Genomic DNA, 17012 nt, shown 5'->3' on the forward strand with positions numbered 1-17012 from the left:
GTGTCAGTGGAACTTTGGCAGCAGTGCGTGGAGCTTTTGCGCGAAGAGCTGCCTGCCCAACAATTCAACACTTGGATCCGTCCACTACAGGTCGAAGCCGAAGGCGACGAGTTGCGTGTCTACGCACCGAATCGTTTTGTTCTCGACTGGGTCAACGAAAAGTACCTGGGCCGCGTCCTCGAACTGCTGGATGAGCACGGCAATGGCATGGCGCCTGCGCTCTCCTTATTAATAGGCAGCAAACGCAGTTCGGCACCGCGTGCGGCACCGAATGCACCGTTGGCCGCCGCGGCTTCCCAGGCTCAGGCCGCTCAAGCGCCTGTCAGCGCTCCTGCGCCAGCCCCGACGAGCGCACCGACCAAGCGTGCGACGCAAAAAGTGGCCGAGGTCAGTGAAGAGCCGTCTCGCGACAGCTTCGACCCCATGGCCGGCGCCAGTTCGCAACAGGCACCGGTTCGCTCCGAGCAGCGCACGGTGCAGGTCGAAGGCGCACTCAAGCACACCAGCTACCTGAACCGCACCTTCACCTTCGAAAACTTCGTTGAGGGTAAGTCCAACCAACTGGCCCGGGCTGCGGCCTGGCAGGTGGCGGATAACCCGAAGCACGGTTACAACCCGCTCTTCCTTTATGGTGGCGTCGGCTTGGGTAAAACCCACTTGATGCACGCGGTGGGCAACCACCTGTTAAAGAAGAACCCGAATGCCAAGGTTGTGTACCTGCACTCGGAGCGATTCGTCGCTGACATGGTCAAGGCCCTGCAGCTGAACGCAATCAACGAGTTCAAGCGCTTCTACCGTTCGGTGGATGCGTTGCTGATCGATGACATTCAGTTCTTCGCCCGCAAAGAGCGTTCCCAGGAAGAGTTTTTCCACACCTTCAACGCCTTGCTTGAAGGTGGCCAGCAGGTCATTCTCACCAGTGACCGCTACCCGAAAGAAATCGAAGGCCTTGAAGAGCGCCTTAAATCCCGCTTTGGCTGGGGCCTGACGGTTGCCGTCGAGCCGCCGGAGCTGGAAACCCGTGTGGCGATCCTGATGAAAAAGGCCGACCAGGCCAAAGTCGATCTGCCACACGATGCGGCGTTCTTTATTGCCCAGCGTATTCGCTCCAACGTCCGTGAGCTGGAAGGCGCGCTCAAGCGCGTGATCGCTCACTCGCACTTCATGGGCCGCGACATCACCATCGAGTTGATTCGCGAATCCCTGAAAGACCTTTTGGCGCTGCAAGACAAACTGGTCTCTGTGGATAACATTCAGCGCACGGTCGCCGAGTACTACAAGATCAAGATTTCCGATCTGCTGTCCAAGCGTCGTTCACGCTCGGTCGCACGTCCGCGTCAGGTTGCAATGGCGTTGTCCAAAGAGTTGACTAACCACAGCCTGCCGGAAATCGGCGATGTGTTTGGCGGCCGTGACCACACCACCGTTTTGCACGCCTGCCGCAAGATCAACGAACTTAAGGAATCCGACGCGGACATCCGCGAGGACTACAAGAACCTGCTGCGTACACTGACCACTTGATGAACACCAGCGCAGCTTATTAAGGCAAGGGACTAGACCATGCATTTCACCATTCAACGCGAAGCCCTGTTGAAACCCCTGCAACTGGTCGCAGGCGTCGTCGAGCGCCGACAGACCTTGCCGGTGCTCTCCAACGTGCTGCTGGTTGTCGAAGGCCAGCAATTGTCGCTGACCGGTACCGACCTGGAAGTCGAGCTGGTCGGTCGTGTGCAACTCGAAGAGCCTGCGGACCCAGGTTCCATCACCGTGCCTGCGCGCAAGCTGATGGACATCTGCAAGAGCTTGCCGAACGACGCGCTGATCGACATCAAGGTCGACGAGCAGAAGCTTGTGGTTAAAGCCGGCCGTAGCCGCTTTACTCTGTCGACCCTGCCGGCCAACGATTTCCCGACAGTCGAAGAAGGCCCTGGCTCGCTGACGTGCAGCCTGGAGCAGAGCAAACTGCGTCGTCTGATCGAACGCACCAGCTTCGCCATGGCCCAGCAGGACGTGCGTTACTACCTGAACGGTATGCTGCTGGAAGTTTCTGAAGGCATCATCCGCGCCGTGGCCACTGACGGTCACCGTCTGGCCATGTGCTCGATGAAGGCTGACATCGGTCAGCCGGACCGCCACCAGGTCATCGTGCCACGCAAGGGTATCCTTGAGCTGGCGCGCCTGCTGACCGAGCCGGACGGCATCGTCAGCATCGTGCTGGGTCAACACCACATCCGCGCGACTACCGGTGAGTTCACCTTCACTTCGAAACTGGTCGACGGCAAATTCCCAGACTACGAGCGCGTTCTGCCGAAAGGCGGCGACAAGCTGGTACTCGGCGATCGTCAGGCCCTGCGTGAAGCGTTCAGCCGTACCGCGATTCTGTCAAACGAGAAGTACCGCGGCATCCGTCTGCAACTGGCCAATGGTCAGCTGAAGATCCAGGCGAACAACCCGGAACAGGAAGAAGCGGAAGAAGAAGTGGGCGTCGAGTACAACGGCGGCAATCTGGAAATCGGCTTCAACGTGAGCTATCTGCTCGACGTGCTGGGCGTGATGACCACCGAGCAGGTTCGCCTGATCCTGTCCGACTCCAACAGCAGTGCGCTGGTGCAAGAGTCCGACAACGACGACTCGGCTTACGTTGTCATGCCGATGCGTCTGTAATCATGCTCAGCAGAAGCTAGATGTCCTTAAGTCGCGTCTCGGTCACCGCGGTGCGCAATCTGCACCCGGTGACCTTCTCCCCCTCCCCCCGAATCAATATTCTTTACGGCGCCAACGGCAGCGGCAAAACCAGTGTTCTGGAAGCCATTCACCTGCTGGGGCTTGCCCGTTCGTTTCGTAGCACCCGACTGTTGCCCGTCATCCAGTACGAGCAATTGGCATGCACGGTGTTCGGGCAAGTTGAATTGGCCGAGGGGGGCCACAGCGCTTTAGGGATATCTCGCGACCGTCAGGGTGAGTTCCAGATTCGCATCGATGGTCAGAACGCTCGTAGTGCGGCGCAACTGGCAGAGATCCTGCCACTTCAGCTGATTAACCCGGATAGCTTCCGCTTATTGGAAGGTGCGCCGAAGATTCGCCGGCAGTTTCTCGACTGGGGCGTGTTCCACGTGGAACCGCGATTCATGTCCACTTGGCAGCGCTTGCAGAAGGCCCTGCGCCAGAGAAACTCTTGGCTGCGGCATGGTACACTTGACGCCGTTTCGCAAGCGGTTTGGGACAGGGAACTGTGCCAGGCCAGCGCTGAAATTGATGAATACCGCCGCGCTTATATCAAAGCCTTGAAACCAGTCTTTGAACAGACCTTGAGCGAACTGGTTGAGCTCGAGGGCTTAACGCTCAGCTATTACCGTGGTTGGGACAAGGACCGCGAACTGAGTGCAGTGCTCGCCGGATCCCTTCAGCGGGATCAGCAAATGGGTCATACCCAAGCCGGACCACAACGCGCTGATTTGCGTCTTAGACTGGGCGCACATAACGCCGCGGACATCTTGTCCCGCGGACAGCAGAAGTTGGTGGTCTGTGCATTGCGGATTGCCCAAGGGCACCTGGTGAGCCAGGCCCGACGCGGGCAGTGTATTTATCTGGTGGATGACCTGCCGTCCGAACTGGACGAGCACCACCGCCGTGCGCTTTGCCGCTTGCTGGAAGACTTACGCTGCCAGGTGTTTATCACCTGTGTAGATCACGAATTATTGAGGGAAGGCTGGCAGACGGAAACGCCAGTCGCTCTGTTCCACGTGGAACAGGGCCGTATCACCCAGACCCACGACCATCGGGAGTGAAGGCATTGAGCGAAGAAAATACGAATACCTACGACTCAACGAGCATTAAAGTGCTGAAAGGCCTGGATGCCGTACGCAAACGTCCCGGTATGTACATTGGTGACACCGACGATGGCAGCGGTCTGCACCACATGGTCTTCGAGGTAGTCGACAACTCCATCGATGAAGCGCTCGCTGGCCACTGCGACGACATCAGCATCATTATCCACCCGGATGAATCCATCACCGTTCGCGACAACGGCCGTGGCATCCCGGTAGACGTGCACAAAGAAGAAGGCGTTTCCGCAGCCGAGGTCATCATGACCGTGCTGCACGCCGGCGGTAAGTTCGATGACAACTCCTACAAAGTATCCGGCGGTCTGCACGGTGTAGGTGTCTCGGTTGTAAACGCCCTGTCCGAAGAATTGGTCCTGACCGTTCGCCGCAGTGGCAAGATCTGGGAACAGACGTACATCCATGGTGTTCCGAAAGAGCCGATGAAAATCGTCGGCGAGAGCGAAACCACCGGTACCCAGATTCACTTCAAACCGTCCGACCTGACCTTCAAGAACATCCACTTCAGCTGGGACATCCTGGCCAAGCGGATTCGTGAACTGTCCTTCCTCAACTCCGGTGTCGGTATCGTCCTCAAGGACGAACGCAGCGGCAAGGAAGAGCTGTTCAAGTACGAAGGTGGCCTGCGTGCGTTCGTTGAATACCTGAACACCAACAAGACTCCGGTCAACCAGGTGTTCCATTTCAACATCCAGCGTGAAGACGGCATCGGCGTTGAAATCGCCCTGCAGTGGAACGACAGCTTCAACGAGAACCTGTTGTGCTTCACCAACAACATTCCACAGCGCGACGGCGGTACTCACCTGGTGGGTTTCCGTTCCGCACTGACGCGTAACCTGAACACCTACATCGAAGCAGAAGGTCTGGCGAAGAAGCATAAAGTCGCCACCACCGGTGACGATGCACGCGAAGGCCTGACCGCGATCATTTCGGTAAAAGTGCCGGATCCGAAGTTCAGCTCCCAGACCAAAGACAAGCTGGTGTCTTCCGAAGTGAAGACCGCTGTTGAACAGGAAATGGGCAAGTACTTCTCCGACTTCCTGCTGGAAAACCCGAACGAAGCCAAACTGGTTGTCGGCAAGATGATCGACGCGGCTCGCGCTCGTGAAGCGGCGCGTAAAGCCCGTGAGATGACCCGTCGCAAAGGCGCGCTGGATATCGCCGGCCTGCCGGGCAAACTGGCTGACTGCCAGGAAAAAGACCCTGCCCTCTCCGAACTGTACCTCGTGGAAGGTGACTCTGCTGGCGGCTCCGCCAAGCAGGGACGTAACCGTCGGACCCAAGCCATCCTGCCTCTCAAGGGCAAGATCCTGAACGTCGAGAAGGCGCGTTTCGACAAGATGATCTCTTCGCAAGAAGTGGGCACCTTGATCACCGCGCTGGGCTGCGGCATTGGCCGCGATGAGTACAACATCGCGAAGCTGCGTTACCACAACATCATCATCATGACCGATGCTGACGTCGACGGTTCGCACATCCGTACCCTGCTGCTGACCTTCTTCTTCCGTCAGTTGCCGGAGCTGATCGAGCGCGGCTACATCTACATCGCCCAGCCACCGCTGTACAAGGTCAAGAAAGGCAAGCAAGAGCAATACATCAAAGACGACGACGCCATGGAAGAGTACATGACGCAGTCGGCCCTGGAAGATGCGAGCCTGCACCTGAACGAGGAAGCCCCGGGTATTTCCGGACCTGCCCTCGAGCGTTTGGTGAATGACTTCCGTCTGGTGATGAAGACCCTCAAGCGTTTGTCGCGCCTGTACCCACAGGAACTGACCGAGCACTTCATCTACCTGCCGGCTGTCAGCCTGGAGCAATTGTCCGATCACGCAGCGATGCAGGATTGGATGGCCCAATACGAAGTCCGCCTGCGCACTGTCGAGAAGTCCGGGCTGGTCTACAAAGCCAGCCTGCGTGAAGACCGTGAACGTAACGTCTGGCTGCCAGAGGTCGAACTGATCTCCCACGGCCTGTCGAACTACGTCACCTTCAACCGCGACTTCTTCGGCAGCAACGATTACAAAACCGTTGTATCCCTGGGCGCTCAACTGAGCACCTTGCTGGACGACGGCGCGTACATCCAGCGTGGCGAGCGCAAGAAGCCGGTCACCGAGTTCAAGGAAGCCCTTGAATGGCTGATGGCTGAAAGCACCAAGCGTCACACCATCCAGCGATACAAAGGTCTGGGTGAGATGAACCCGGATCAGCTGTGGGAAACCACCATGGACCCAAGCCAGCGCCGGATGCTCAAAGTGACCATCGAAGACGCCATTGGTGCAGACCAGATCTTCAACACCCTGATGGGTGATGCGGTCGAGCCTCGTCGTGACTTCATCGAAAGCAACGCCCTGGCGGTTTCCAACCTGGACTTCTGATCCAGTAGCGGACCTGCCAAACAAAAAAGGCCAACGCTCAGCGTTGGCCTTTTTTTCATCTTCAAAAAATGTCCTCAGAACAAAAATCATCACAAATCGCGGACATAAAAAAACCGGCTATATCAGCCGGTTCTTTTGCGCCCGAAAAAAACTTATGCACCATTTCCCGAGTTTTATGAGGTTAAGAAATATGTATATAAATCATAAAGATAAGATCATAAAACGTTAATTTTCGGTAAAACGGTACACAGGTTATCCACAGAATCTCAGACAGTCACTTGATCGTTGGCAGAAGGGGCTGCAGGAGCCGCTGGCAACGAACCCATTTCCCTTTGCATTTGCTCGTTCCAGCTCTGCACCCGGTCATTCAGATCGGCAATGGCGCGCGGCCCACTGCCCACGGCGTACATCGGCTCACCGATGATCACGGTGATGACGCCCTGCTTCTTCGCCCAACCGGTTTTCGGCCAAAACTTGCCGGCATTGTGCGCAATCGGCAGCACTGGAAGTGCGGCGTTGACTGCCAACGCGGTGCCTCCGCGTGAGAACTTGCCGATGGTGCCATAAGGAACGCGAGTCCCTTCGGGGAAGATCAGCACCCAGACGCCATCCTTCAGCAGTTCATCGCCTCTCTTCGCCACATGCTTGAGTGCAGCTTTCGGATTGTCGCGGTCGATGGCGATAGGTCGCAGCATGGCCATGGCCCAGCCGAAGAACGGCACATACAGCAAGGAGCGCTTGAGTACTTGGCTCAACGGTTCGAAGTAGGCAGAGAGAAAGAAAGTCTCCCACGTGCTTTGGTGGTTCGACTGAATCACGCAAGGCTGATCAGGCACGTTCTCGGCGCCCTTCACTTCGTAGCTGATGCCCAGGAACACTTTGCTCAGCCACAAGGCGCAGCGGCACCAATACACGTTGATGAAGCGATACCGCGCCTTGAACGGCAAGAACGGCGCGATAAAAAAGCTCAGGCTGCACCAGAGCAAAGAGCTGGTGCCCAGCAGCAGGTAAAAGAGAAAGGTTCTGATGGCCTGCAGTATCGACATGGCGAGATTTACCGTTGCGGGCTCTGCCCGTCTATATAAAGCGCAATCCCGATCAATCCTTGGTCAGGAATCTCGAAACGCTCTAATTGTGGATAAGTTCTGCGGCAATCGCCGCCAGATCGTCAAATATCAAGGTGCCTACCGGTAGGGTCTTGCCCAAAGTCTTTTCGCCTTTCCCGGTCCTTACTAAAACTGGCTGAGAATCGACGGCTTTTGCGGCGTCCAGGTCACCAAGACTGTCGCCGACGAACCAAAGATTAGTCAGCGACACGTTGTAATGCGCGGCGATGGTTTTCAACATCCCGGGTTTTGGCTTGCGGCAATCGCAGCCCTCGTCCGGCCCGTGCGGGCAGTAGACGATCAGCCCGACTTCGCCGCCTTGCTCCGCCACCAGCGTGCGCAAGCGCTCGTGCATGGCGTCCAGGGTGGCGATGTCGTAATAGCCGCGAGCGATGCCCGACTGGTTGGTAGCGACCGCTACCGTCCAGCCGGCCTTGCTCAACTGCGCGATGGCTTCGATCGAACCCGGAAGCGGAATCCACTCCTCCACCGACTTGATGTAAGCGTCGGAGTCGTAATTGATCACCCCGTCCCGATCGAGAATCAGCAGTTTCAACAGCAGTCCCTCAGCCCAGCATCGAAATGTCGGCAACGCCGAGGAACAGCCCACGCAGACGCGCCAGCAGTGCATAACGGTTGGCGCGGACCTTGGCGTCTTCAGCGTTGACCATCACCGCTTCGAAGAACGCATCCACTGGCTCGCGCAAGGCAGCCAGGCGTGCCAGCGATTCGCTGTACTGACGCGCAGCGGCCATTGGCTGCACAGCCTGGTCAGCCTGCTGGATCGCCGAGTACAGGGAGAACTCGTTGGCATTGTCGAAGTATTTGGCTTCCACAACCGAAGGAACGGAGCCTTCGACCTTGCTCAGCAAGTTCGAAACGCGCTTGTTCACGGCGGCCAGGGCAGCGGCTTCCGGCAATTTACGGAACGCTTCTACCGCTTGTACGCGCTGATCGAAGTCCAGAGCAGAACCCGGCTTCAGGGCACGAACCGACAGGTAGGTCCCGACATCCACGCCTTCGTCTTCGTAACGCGCACGCAGGCGGTCGAAGATGAATTCCAGCACCGAATCGTTCAGGCCGGCAGCCTTCACTTTGGTACCGAACGCATTCACGGCGAATGCCACAGCGTCGTTGAGGTCGAGATCGAGCTTCTTGTCGATCAGGATGCGCAACACGCCGAGTGCGGCACGACGCAGTGCGTACGGGTCTTTGCTGCCGGTAGGCAACATGCCGATGCCGAAAATCCCGACCAGGGTGTCGAGTTTGTCGGCGATGGCCACGGCCGCACCGGTCAGGGTGGTTGGCAGTTCAGCGCCTGCACCGCGCGGCATGTATTGCTCGTTCAACGCCAGTGCGACTTCTTCCGGCTCGCCGTCGTTGAGGGCGTAGTAGTAACCGGCGACACCTTGCATCTCCGGGAACTCACCGACCATCTCGGTCGACAGGTCGCACTTGGACAGCAGGCCGGCACGGGAAGCCCATGCAGCGTTGCCGCCAATGCGTTGCGCGATGAAGGCGGCGAGCTTGGAAACGCGCTCGGCCTTGTCGTAGACGCTGCCGAGTTTTTCCTGGAACACCACGTTCTGCAGGCGCAGGTTGAAGTCTTCGAGTTTCTGCTTCTTGTCTTGCTTGAAGAAGAACTCGGCGTCGGTCAGGCGTGGGCGAACCACTTTCTCGTTACCGGCGATGATCTGTTGCGGGTCTTTGCTTTCGATGTTGGCCACGGTAATGAAACGTGGCAGCAACTTGCCGTCGGCATCCAGCAGGCAGAAATACTTCTGGTTGTCCTGCATGGTGGTGATCAGGGCTTCTTGCGGCACGTCGAGGAAACGCTCCTCGAACGAACACACCAGCGGCACCGGCCATTCAACCAGCGCGGTCACTTCATCGAGCAAGGCCGGAGGAACGATGGCAGTACCTTCCTGCATCGTCGCCAGCTCTTCGGTGCGCTTGCTGATCAGCTCGCGACGCTCGTTGGCGTCGGCCAGAACGTAAGCGGCACGCAGGTCGCTCAAGTAATTGGCCGGCGAAGTGATGCGCACGCTTTCCGGGTGATGGAAGCGATGACCACGGGAATCACGACCGGACTTCTGGGCGAGGATCGTGCAATCGATGACTTGGTCACCGAGTAGCATCACCAGCCATTGGGTCGGACGAACGAATTCTTCCTTGCGAGCGCCCCAACGCATGCGCTTCGGGATCGGCAAGTCGTTCAGCGAATCTTCAACGATGGTCGGCAGCAGGCTCGCGGTTGGCTTGCCGGCGATGCTTTGGCTGTAGCGCAGTTTCGGGCCGCTCTGATCGATTTCGCTCAGGTCGACGCCGCACTTCTTGGCGAAACCCAGTGCCGCTTGAGTCGGGTTGCCTTCGGCATCGAACGCGGCCTGACGTGGCGGGCCGTCGAGGTTGATGCTGCGATCAGGTTGCTGAGTCGCCAGCGAAGTGATCAACACAGCCAGACGACGTGGCGCGGCGTAGACGGTTTTGGTCTCGTAGTTCAGGCCAGCAGCTTGCAGGCCCTTGTCGATACCGGCCAGGAATGCGTCGGCCAAAGTGTTCAGGGCTTTGGGTGGCAGTTCTTCGGTGCCCAGTTCAACCAGAAAATCTTGAGCACTCATTGTGCAGCCTCCAGCTTGGCCAGTACTTCATCACGCAGGTCCGGGGTCGCCATCGGGAAGCCCAGCTTGGCGCGGGCCAGCAGGTAGGCTTGCGCAACGGAACGCGCCAGGGTGCGCACACGCAGGATGTATTGCTGACGCGCGGTCACCGAGATCGCCCGGCGCGCATCCAGCAGGTTGAAGGTATGGGAGGCCTTCAACACCATTTCGTAGCTCGGCAACGGCAGCGGCTGGTCGAGTTCGATCAGGCGCTTGGCTTCGCTTTCATAGAAGTCGAACAGTTCGAACAGCTTCTCGACGTTGGCGTGTTCGAAGTTGTAGGTCGACTGCTCCACTTCGTTCTGGTGGAACACGTCACCGTAGGTCACTTTGCCGAACGGACCGTCAGCCCAGACCAGGTCGTAGACCGAGTCCACGCCTTGCAGGTACATGGCTAGACGCTCGAGACCGTAAGTGATCTCGCCGGTCACCGGGTAGCACTCGATGCCGCCCGCTTGCTGGAAGTAAGTGAACTGGGTCACTTCCATGCCGTTGAGCCAGACTTCCCAGCCCAGACCCCAGGCGCCCAGTGTCGGCGATTCCCAGTTGTCTTCGACGAAGCGAATGTCGTGGACCAGCGGGTCCAGGCCGACGTGCTTGAGGGAGCCCAGGTACAGTTCCTGGAAGTTGTCCGGGTTCGGCTTCAGGACTACCTGGAACTGGTAGTAGTGCTGCAGACGGTTCGGGTTTTCGCCGTAGCGGCCGTCAGTCGGGCGACGACTGGGCTGCACATAAGCGGCGTTCCAGGTTTCCGGGCCAATGGCGCGCAGGAATGTAGCGGTGTGGAAAGTGCCGGCGCCTACTTCCATATCGTAGGGCTGAAGTACCACACAACCTTGCTCGGCCCAGTATTGCTGGAGGGCGAGGATCAAGTCTTGGAAGGTACGCACGGCTGGCGTAGGCTGGCTCACGAAATTCACCTGTTTCTTGGGCTGCGATTTAAAGAGCGGGAGTATACCCGATTCGGTCCTGCGCACGCCCCCTGGAGCCTTATGCCACGCTGCTTTTGGTGTTCCGAAGATCCGCTGTACATGGCTTATCACGATCAGGAGTGGGGCACGCCGCTACGCGATGCGCAGGGATTGTTCGAGTTGCTTTTGCTCGAAGGGTTCCAGGCCGGCCTTTCCTGGATCACCGTGCTGCGTAAACGTGAGCGATATCGCGAGGTGTTGTTCGGCTTCGACGTACAACGGGTGGCGCAGATGAGCGACGCGGAAATCGATGAGTTGATGCTCGATCCGGGCATTATCCGCAATCGCCTCAAACTCAATGCTGCCCGGCGTAATGCACAAGCCTGGCTGGCGCTGGAGGATCCGGTGCAATTCCTCTGGTCCTTCGTCGGCGGCACGCCTGTGATCAATCATTTCAAGGACCGTACCGAGGTGCCGGCGGTCACGCCGGTCGCGGTGGAGATGAGCAAAGGCCTGAAAAAGGCTGGCTTCACCTTCGTCGGCCCGACCATATGTTACGCGCTGATGCAGGCCTCGGGCATGGTCATGGACCACACGCAAGACTGCGACCGCTACGCTCAGCTCGCCAACGGCGGTTAGAATGGCCGCCTCGCGCACAGCACAAAATCAGGAGTGACCTGTGGATAAGTTTAAAGGCGCCTTGCTGGTAGGCGCTCTGCGGCTGTTTGCCCTGCTCCCGTGGCGGGCCGTGCAAGCCGTGGGCTCGGCCATTGGCTGGATGATGTGGAAAACCCCCAACCGTTCCCGCGATGTGGTGCGGATCAATCTTTCCAAGTGCTTCCCCGAAATGGACCCGGCTGAACGCGAGCGTCTGGTCGGCCAGAGCCTGAAAGACATCGGCAAGTCCCTGACCGAAAGCGCCTGCGCCTGGATCTGGCCAGCCCAGCGTTCCATCGACCTGGTGCGTGAAGTCGAAGGCCTCGACGTATTGAAGGACGCCCTCGCCTCCGGCAAAGGTGTCGTCGGCATCACCAGTCACCTGGGCAACTGGGAAGTGTTGAACCACTTCTATTGCAACCAGTGCAAACCGATCATTTTCTATCGCCCGCCAAAATTGAAGGCTGTGGATGATTTGCTGCGCAAGCAGCGCGTGCAATTGGGCAACCGCGTGGCCGCTTCCACCAAGGAAGGCATCCTCAGCGTTATCAAGGAAGTGCGCAAAGGTGGTGCAGTGGGCATTCCCGCTGACCCGGAACCGTCCGAATCCGCCGGGATCTTCGTACCGTTCTTCGCCACCCAGGCGCTGACCAGCAAGTTCGTACCGAATATGCTGGCGGGCGGTAAAGCGGTCGGCGTGTTCCTGCATGCGCTGCGGCTGCCGGACGGTTCTGGGTACAAAGTGATCCTGGAAGCTGCGCCAGAGGCCATGTACAGCACCGATACCGAAACGTCCTGCGCGGCCATGAGCCAAGTGGTCGAGCGTTATGTGCGGGCGTATCCGAGCCAGTACATGTGGAGCATGAAGCGCTTCAAGAAGCGGCCACCGGGTGAAGAACGTTGGTATTGAGTGGATTGGCATGATCTGTGGATAACCCGAACCTGTAGGAGCGAAGCTTGCTCGCGAAGAGGCCATGGCATTCAACATTGATGTTGGATGTGATATCGCCTTCGCGGGCAAGCCTCGCTCCTACAGGGGCAAGTTATCCACAACGGTTCATACAAGGGCGCAAAAGATGTCCGAACACCGCAAATCGTTTCGCATCAAGATCACGCACGAAAGCTTCGGCGAATGCCTCGGCCAGACGCGTAACCTCTCGGCCACGGGTGTCTACGTCAAGCATCCGGGCTTGGCGTCGTTGCCGAAAGGCGCGGTGGTTTATGGACAGGTGCAGGACTTACCCACAGGTGCGCCGCGGGTGCGCATGGAAGTGGTACTGGTGGATGCCGATGGCATTGGCCTGCGCTACCTCTGATCAGTGCGCCTGACGTTCAAGCTTCTTCAGAAACACCGTCATTTCCTTCTCTGCCTGCTTGTCGCCATGGGCGCGAGCGGCGTCCAGGCCCTGCTCCCACGCCTGACGCGCAGCCGCAAAGTCTGCCAGCGCCAGATGGGCCTTGCCTAACAGCTTCCAGGCCGCCGAATACTTTGGATCGAACTCGACGCAGCGCTGAAAATGCTCGGCGGCCTTGGCGTTTTCCCCAAGATCCAGATAACCCTTGCCCAGGCCGAAGCGTAGCAATGAGTTATCCACACCCTTGGCGAGCATTTTTTCCAGGGATTCGAGCATCGAGCAACACCTTTGTTTATGTGTGGATTTCGGAATTGCCTTCGCGGGCAAGCCTCGCTCCTACGGTTTTGGGTCATTCGCCAATTATGTGTACGACTCGGACCTGTAGGAGCGAGGCTTGCCCGCGAAGAGGCCCTCGGATCAGAAGAAGCTGAGTCCCACATGGAACAGCTTCTCCACATCCCGAATATGCTTTTTATCCACAAGGAACAAAATCACATGGTCGCCCGCCGCGATCACCGTGTCGTCATGCGCAATGATCACTTCTTCATCACGAATGATCGCGCCGATGGTCGTGCCCGGCGGCAAACCGATGTTCTCGATGGCCTTGCCAATCACCTTGCTCGACTTCTCATCGCCATGGGCAATCGCCTCGATGGCTTCCGCCGCGCCGCGCCGCAGTGAGTGAACGCTGACGATATCGCCGCGCCGCACGTGGGCCAGCAGCGTGCCGATGGTCGCCAGTTGCGGGCTGATGGCGATGTCGATATCGCCGCCCTGGATCAAATCCACGTAAGCCGGGTTGTTGATGATCGTCATCACCTTCTTCGCGCCCAGGCGCTTGGCCAGCAACGAAGACATGATGTTGGCTTCGTCATCGTTGGTCAGGGCGAGGAAGATATCCGCGTCGGCGATGTTCTCTTCCATCAGCAAATCGCGGTCGGAGGCACTGCCCTGCAACACCACGGTGCTGTCGAGGGTGTCCGAGAGATGGCGGCAGCGGGCCGGGTTCATCTCGATTATCTTCACCTGATAACGGCTTTCGATCGCTTCCGCCAGACGCTCACCGATCTGCCCGCCACCGGCGATGACGATGCGCTTGTAGGTTTCATCCAGGCGGCGCATTTCGCTCATCACCGCACGAATATTCGCTTTGGCGGCGATGAAAAACACCTCGTCGTCGGCCTCGATGACGGTATCGCCCTGAGGCAGGATCGGCCGATCACGGCGGAAAATCGCGGCGACGCGGGTTTCAACATTCGGCATGTGTTCACGCAACTGACGCAGTTGCTGGCCCACCAACGGTCCGCCGTAGTACGCCTTGACCGCCACCAGTTGCGCTTTGCCTTCGGCGAAGTCGATCACCTGCAACGCGCCCGGATGCTGGATCAGGCGCTTGATGTAATTGGTTACCACCTGTTCCGGGCTGATCAGCACGTCCACCGGAATTGCTTCGTTATCGAACAGTTCGGAGCGCGTCAGGTACGCGGCTTCGCGGACCCGGGCGATCTTGGTCGGGGTGTGGAACAGGGTGTGGGCGACCTGACAGGCGACCATGTTGGTTTCGTCGCTGTTGGTCACGGCCACCAGCATGTCGGCGTCGTCCGCGCCGGCCTGACGCAGCACCGTCGGCAACGAGCCGCGGCCCTGTACGGTGCGGATGTCCAGGCGATCGCCGAGGTCGCGCAGGCGTTCGCCGTCGGTGTCGACCACGGTGATGTCGTTGGCCTCGCTGGCCAGATGTTCTGCCAGCGAACCGCCGACCTGCCCTGCGCCGAGGATGATGATTTTCATCCAGTCACTCCCTTAAAACCGGTTAACCGCGCGCGGCGGCGATCTTGATCAGCTTGGCGTAGTAGAACCCGTCGTGGCCGCCTTCCTGGGCCAGTAACTGGCGACCGTGAGGTTGCTTGATACCGGCCGCCGTGGCGAGGTCCAGCTCACGAGCGCCCGGCGTGCGAGCGAGGAAGGCTTCGATGACTTCGGTGTTCTCGGTCGGCAGCGTGGAGCAGGTGGCGTAAAGCAGAATCCCGCCGACTTCCAAAGTTATCCACATGGCATCGAGCAGTTCGCCCTGAAGCACCGCCAGTGCGGCGATGTCGTCGGGCTGGCGAGTCAGCTTGATGTCCGGATGACGACGAATCACGCCAGTGGCCGAGCATGGCGCATCCAGCAGGATGCGCTGGAACGGTTTGCCGTCCCACCAGGTGGCGGTGTCGCGGCCGTCGGCGGCGATCAGTTCGGCGCTCAGGCCCAGGCGTGCGAGGTTCTCACGCACGCGCACCAGGCGCTTGGCTTCCAGATCCACCGCCACGACACCCGCCAGTTTTGGCTCGGCTTCGAGGATGTGGCAGGTCTTGCCGCCCGGTGCGCAGCAGGCGTCCAGCACTCGTTGGCCCGGCGCCAGGTCGAGCAGGTCGGCGGCCAGTTGCGCGGCTTCGTCCTGCACGCTGATCCAGCCTTCGGCAAAACCCGGCAGGCTGCGCACGTCGGCGGCGGCTTCGAGGATGATGCCGTCCCGACTGTAAACGCACGGCGTGGCGGCGATACCAGCCTCCGTCAGCAGCCCAAGGTAAGCGTCGCGAGTGTGATGGCGGCGGTTGACTCGCAGAATCATCGGCGGATGCGCGTTGTTCGCTGTGCAAATGGCTTCCCACTGCTCAGGCCAGAACGCCTTGAGGGATTTTTGCAGCCAACGCGGATGCGCGGTGCGAACCACCGGGTCGTGTTCCAGCTCGGCCAGCAGTGTTTCGCTTTCCCGCTGGGCGCGGCGCAGCACGGCATTGAGCAAAGCCTTGGCCCAAGGCTTTTTCAGCTTGTCGGCGCAACCGACGGTTTCGCCAATGGCGGCGTGGGCCGGGACGCGGGTGTAGAGCAATTGATAGAGGCCGACCAGCAGCAGCGCCTCTACATCGGCGTCCGCAGCCTTGAATGGCTTCTGCAACAACTTGGCCGCCAGCGCCGACAAACGTGGCTGCCAGCGCGCGGTGCCAAACGCCAGGTCCTGGGTGAAGCCGCGATCACGGTCTTCAACCTTGTCCATCTGTGTCGGCAGCGAACTGTTGAGTGAAGCTTTTCCGTTAAGAACAGCGGCGAGTGCCTTGGCGGCGGCCAGACGTGGATTCATTGAGCGTCCGCCGCTTGACCGAGCACGATGCCGACGGCGAATTTCTCTTTGCGGCTGTTGAACAGATCGCTGAAGTTCAGCGCCTTGCCGCCGGGCAATTGCAGACGGGTCAGGCACAGGGCCTGCTCACCGCAGGCAACGATCAAGCCGTCCTTGCTCGCGCTGAGGATTTGCCCCGGTGCGCCTTGCCCTTCGGCGAGGTTCGCGGCCAGCACTTTCAATGCTTCGCCGTTCAGCGTGCTGTGGGTGATCGGCCACGGGTTGAAGGCGCGGACCAGGCGTTCCAGCTCAATTGCCGGACGGCTCCAGTCGATGCGCGCTTCGTCTTTGTTCAATTTGTGAGCATACGTGGCGAGGCTATCGTCCTGCACTTCGCCTTCCAGTGTTCCGGCGGCGAGGCCAGCAATCGCCTGAATCACGGCCGGTGGGCCCATTTCGGCGAGGCGGTCGTGGAGGCTGCCGCCGGTGTCTTCACCGGTGATCGGCGTGGTGACTTTCAGCAGCATCGGCCCGGTGTCCAGGCCCAGTTCCATGCGCATCACTGTCACGCCGCTTTTGTTGTCGCCCGCTTCGACGGCACGCTGGATCGGCGCCGCTCCGCGCCAGCGTGGCAGCAACGAAGCGTGGCTGTTGATGCAGCCCAGGCGCGGAATATCCAGCACCGCTTGCGGCAGGATCAAGCCATAGGCGACCACCACCAGCAAATCCGGTTTCAGTGCGGCCATTTCAGCCTGGGCGTCTTCGTTGCGCAGGGTTGGCGGCTGCAACACCGGGATGTTGTTTTCCAATGCGAGTTGCTTGACCGGGCTCGGCATCAGCTTTTGCCCACGGCCCGCCGGACGGTCCGGCTGGGTGTAGACCGCAACGATCTCGTAAGGGCTGGCGAGCAGGGCCTTGAGGTGTTCGGCGGCGAATTCCGGGGTGCCGGCAAAGACGATGCGCAGTGGCTCAGTCATGGGAGCAATCTCTGAAAAGAAAAAGG

15 protein-coding genes are annotated in these 17012 nt (G+C 59.3%); 7 read left to right on the top strand and 8 right to left on the bottom strand.

What is annotated here, in order from left to right:
- Genes dnaA through gyrB form a run of 4 tightly spaced genes read left to right on the top strand, consistent with a single transcriptional unit; the run spans position 1 to position 6217 of the window.
- The gene (gene dnaA / locus ACA049_RS00005) at positions 1–1521 is read left to right on the top strand and encodes a chromosomal replication initiator protein DnaA (protein ID WP_497332143.1); all 1521 of its coding nucleotides are present in this window, start codon (positions 1–3) and stop codon (positions 1519–1521) included.
- Positions 1522–1560: 39 nt separating this feature from the next.
- Complete coding sequence (gene dnaN, locus ACA049_RS00010) at positions 1561–2664, top strand: DNA polymerase III subunit beta (protein ID WP_008155702.1); 1104 nt, start codon at positions 1561–1563, stop codon at positions 2662–2664.
- A 20-nt stretch (positions 2665–2684) separates the two neighbouring features.
- Complete coding sequence (recF, locus tag ACA049_RS00015; protein ID WP_007969883.1) at positions 2685–3788, top strand: DNA replication/repair protein RecF; 1104 nt, start codon at positions 2685–2687, stop codon at positions 3786–3788.
- Between the two features lie 5 nt (positions 3789–3793).
- Positions 3794–6217 carry a DNA topoisomerase (ATP-hydrolyzing) subunit B gene (gyrB, locus tag ACA049_RS00020; protein ID WP_008155700.1) on the top strand — a complete coding sequence of 808 codons (2424 nt, stop codon included), beginning with the start codon at positions 3794–3796 and terminating at the stop codon, positions 6215–6217.
- A 266-nt stretch (positions 6218–6483) separates the two neighbouring features.
- Here gyrB and ACA049_RS00025 read toward each other — a convergent pair whose 3' ends face one another.
- The 4 genes from ACA049_RS00025 to glyQ all read right to left on the bottom strand — a co-directional run bounded on the left by ACA049_RS00025 (position 6484) and on the right by glyQ (position 10894).
- A complete protein-coding gene (locus tag ACA049_RS00025; protein WP_497332145.1) occupies positions 6484–7263 on the bottom strand; it encodes a lysophospholipid acyltransferase family protein in 780 nt (259 codons plus the stop codon).
- Between the two features lie 82 nt (positions 7264–7345).
- Entirely contained in the window at positions 7346–7885 is a 540-nt protein-coding gene (gene gmhB / locus ACA049_RS00030) for a D-glycero-beta-D-manno-heptose 1,7-bisphosphate 7-phosphatase (protein WP_497337019.1), read from the bottom strand.
- A gap of 4 nt (positions 7886–7889) precedes the next feature.
- Entirely contained in the window at positions 7890–9944 is a 2055-nt protein-coding gene (gene glyS / locus ACA049_RS00035) for a glycine--tRNA ligase subunit beta (RefSeq protein ID WP_497332147.1), read from the bottom strand.
- Positions 9941–10894, bottom strand: a complete 954-nt coding sequence (gene glyQ, locus ACA049_RS00040; protein WP_003213601.1) for a glycine--tRNA ligase subunit alpha — start codon at positions 10892–10894, stop codon at positions 9941–9943. Before glyQ ends, glyS begins: the two co-directional genes overlap by 4 nt.
- Before the next feature lie 81 nt (positions 10895–10975).
- On the opposite strand from glyQ, the gene tag reads away from it, so the two are divergent.
- The 3 genes from tag to ACA049_RS00055 all read left to right on the top strand — a co-directional run bounded on the left by tag (position 10976) and on the right by ACA049_RS00055 (position 12867).
- Positions 10976–11533: a DNA-3-methyladenine glycosylase I gene (gene tag / locus ACA049_RS00045; protein WP_497332149.1), complete on the top strand. Its 558-nt coding sequence runs from the start codon at positions 10976–10978 to the stop codon at positions 11531–11533.
- Positions 11534–11573: 40 nt separating this feature from the next.
- Positions 11574–12461, top strand: coding sequence for a lysophospholipid acyltransferase (locus tag ACA049_RS00050; RefSeq protein WP_497332151.1), 888 nt, complete (start codon positions 11574–11576; stop codon positions 12459–12461).
- A 166-nt stretch (positions 12462–12627) separates the two neighbouring features.
- Positions 12628–12867, top strand: a complete 240-nt coding sequence (locus ACA049_RS00055; protein ID WP_497332153.1) for a PilZ domain-containing protein — start codon at positions 12628–12630, stop codon at positions 12865–12867.
- Here the strand turns inward: ACA049_RS00055 and ACA049_RS00060 are convergent, their stop codons facing one another.
- The 4 genes from ACA049_RS00060 to fmt all read right to left on the bottom strand — a co-directional run bounded on the left by ACA049_RS00060 (position 12868) and on the right by fmt (position 16986).
- Positions 12868–13182, bottom strand: a complete 315-nt coding sequence (locus ACA049_RS00060) for a tetratricopeptide repeat protein (protein ID WP_497332155.1) — start codon at positions 13180–13182, stop codon at positions 12868–12870.
- A 141-nt stretch (positions 13183–13323) separates the two neighbouring features.
- Positions 13324–14697 (bottom strand): Trk system potassium transporter TrkA, encoded by a 1374-nt coding sequence (gene trkA, locus ACA049_RS00065; protein WP_150582220.1) that lies wholly within the window; start codon positions 14695–14697, stop codon positions 13324–13326.
- 22 nt (positions 14698–14719) lie between these two features.
- Positions 14720–16030, bottom strand: coding sequence for a 16S rRNA (cytosine(967)-C(5))-methyltransferase RsmB (gene rsmB, locus ACA049_RS00070; RefSeq protein ID WP_497332157.1), 1311 nt, complete (start codon positions 16028–16030; stop codon positions 14720–14722).
- Complete coding sequence (fmt, locus tag ACA049_RS00075; protein WP_497332159.1) at positions 16027–16986, bottom strand: methionyl-tRNA formyltransferase; 960 nt, start codon at positions 16984–16986, stop codon at positions 16027–16029. The genes rsmB and fmt overlap by 4 nt, the downstream gene beginning before the upstream one ends.
- Positions 16987–17012: the final 26 nt, after the last annotated feature.

It is taken from the genome of Pseudomonas sp. LBUM1662, from assembly GCF_059695915.1.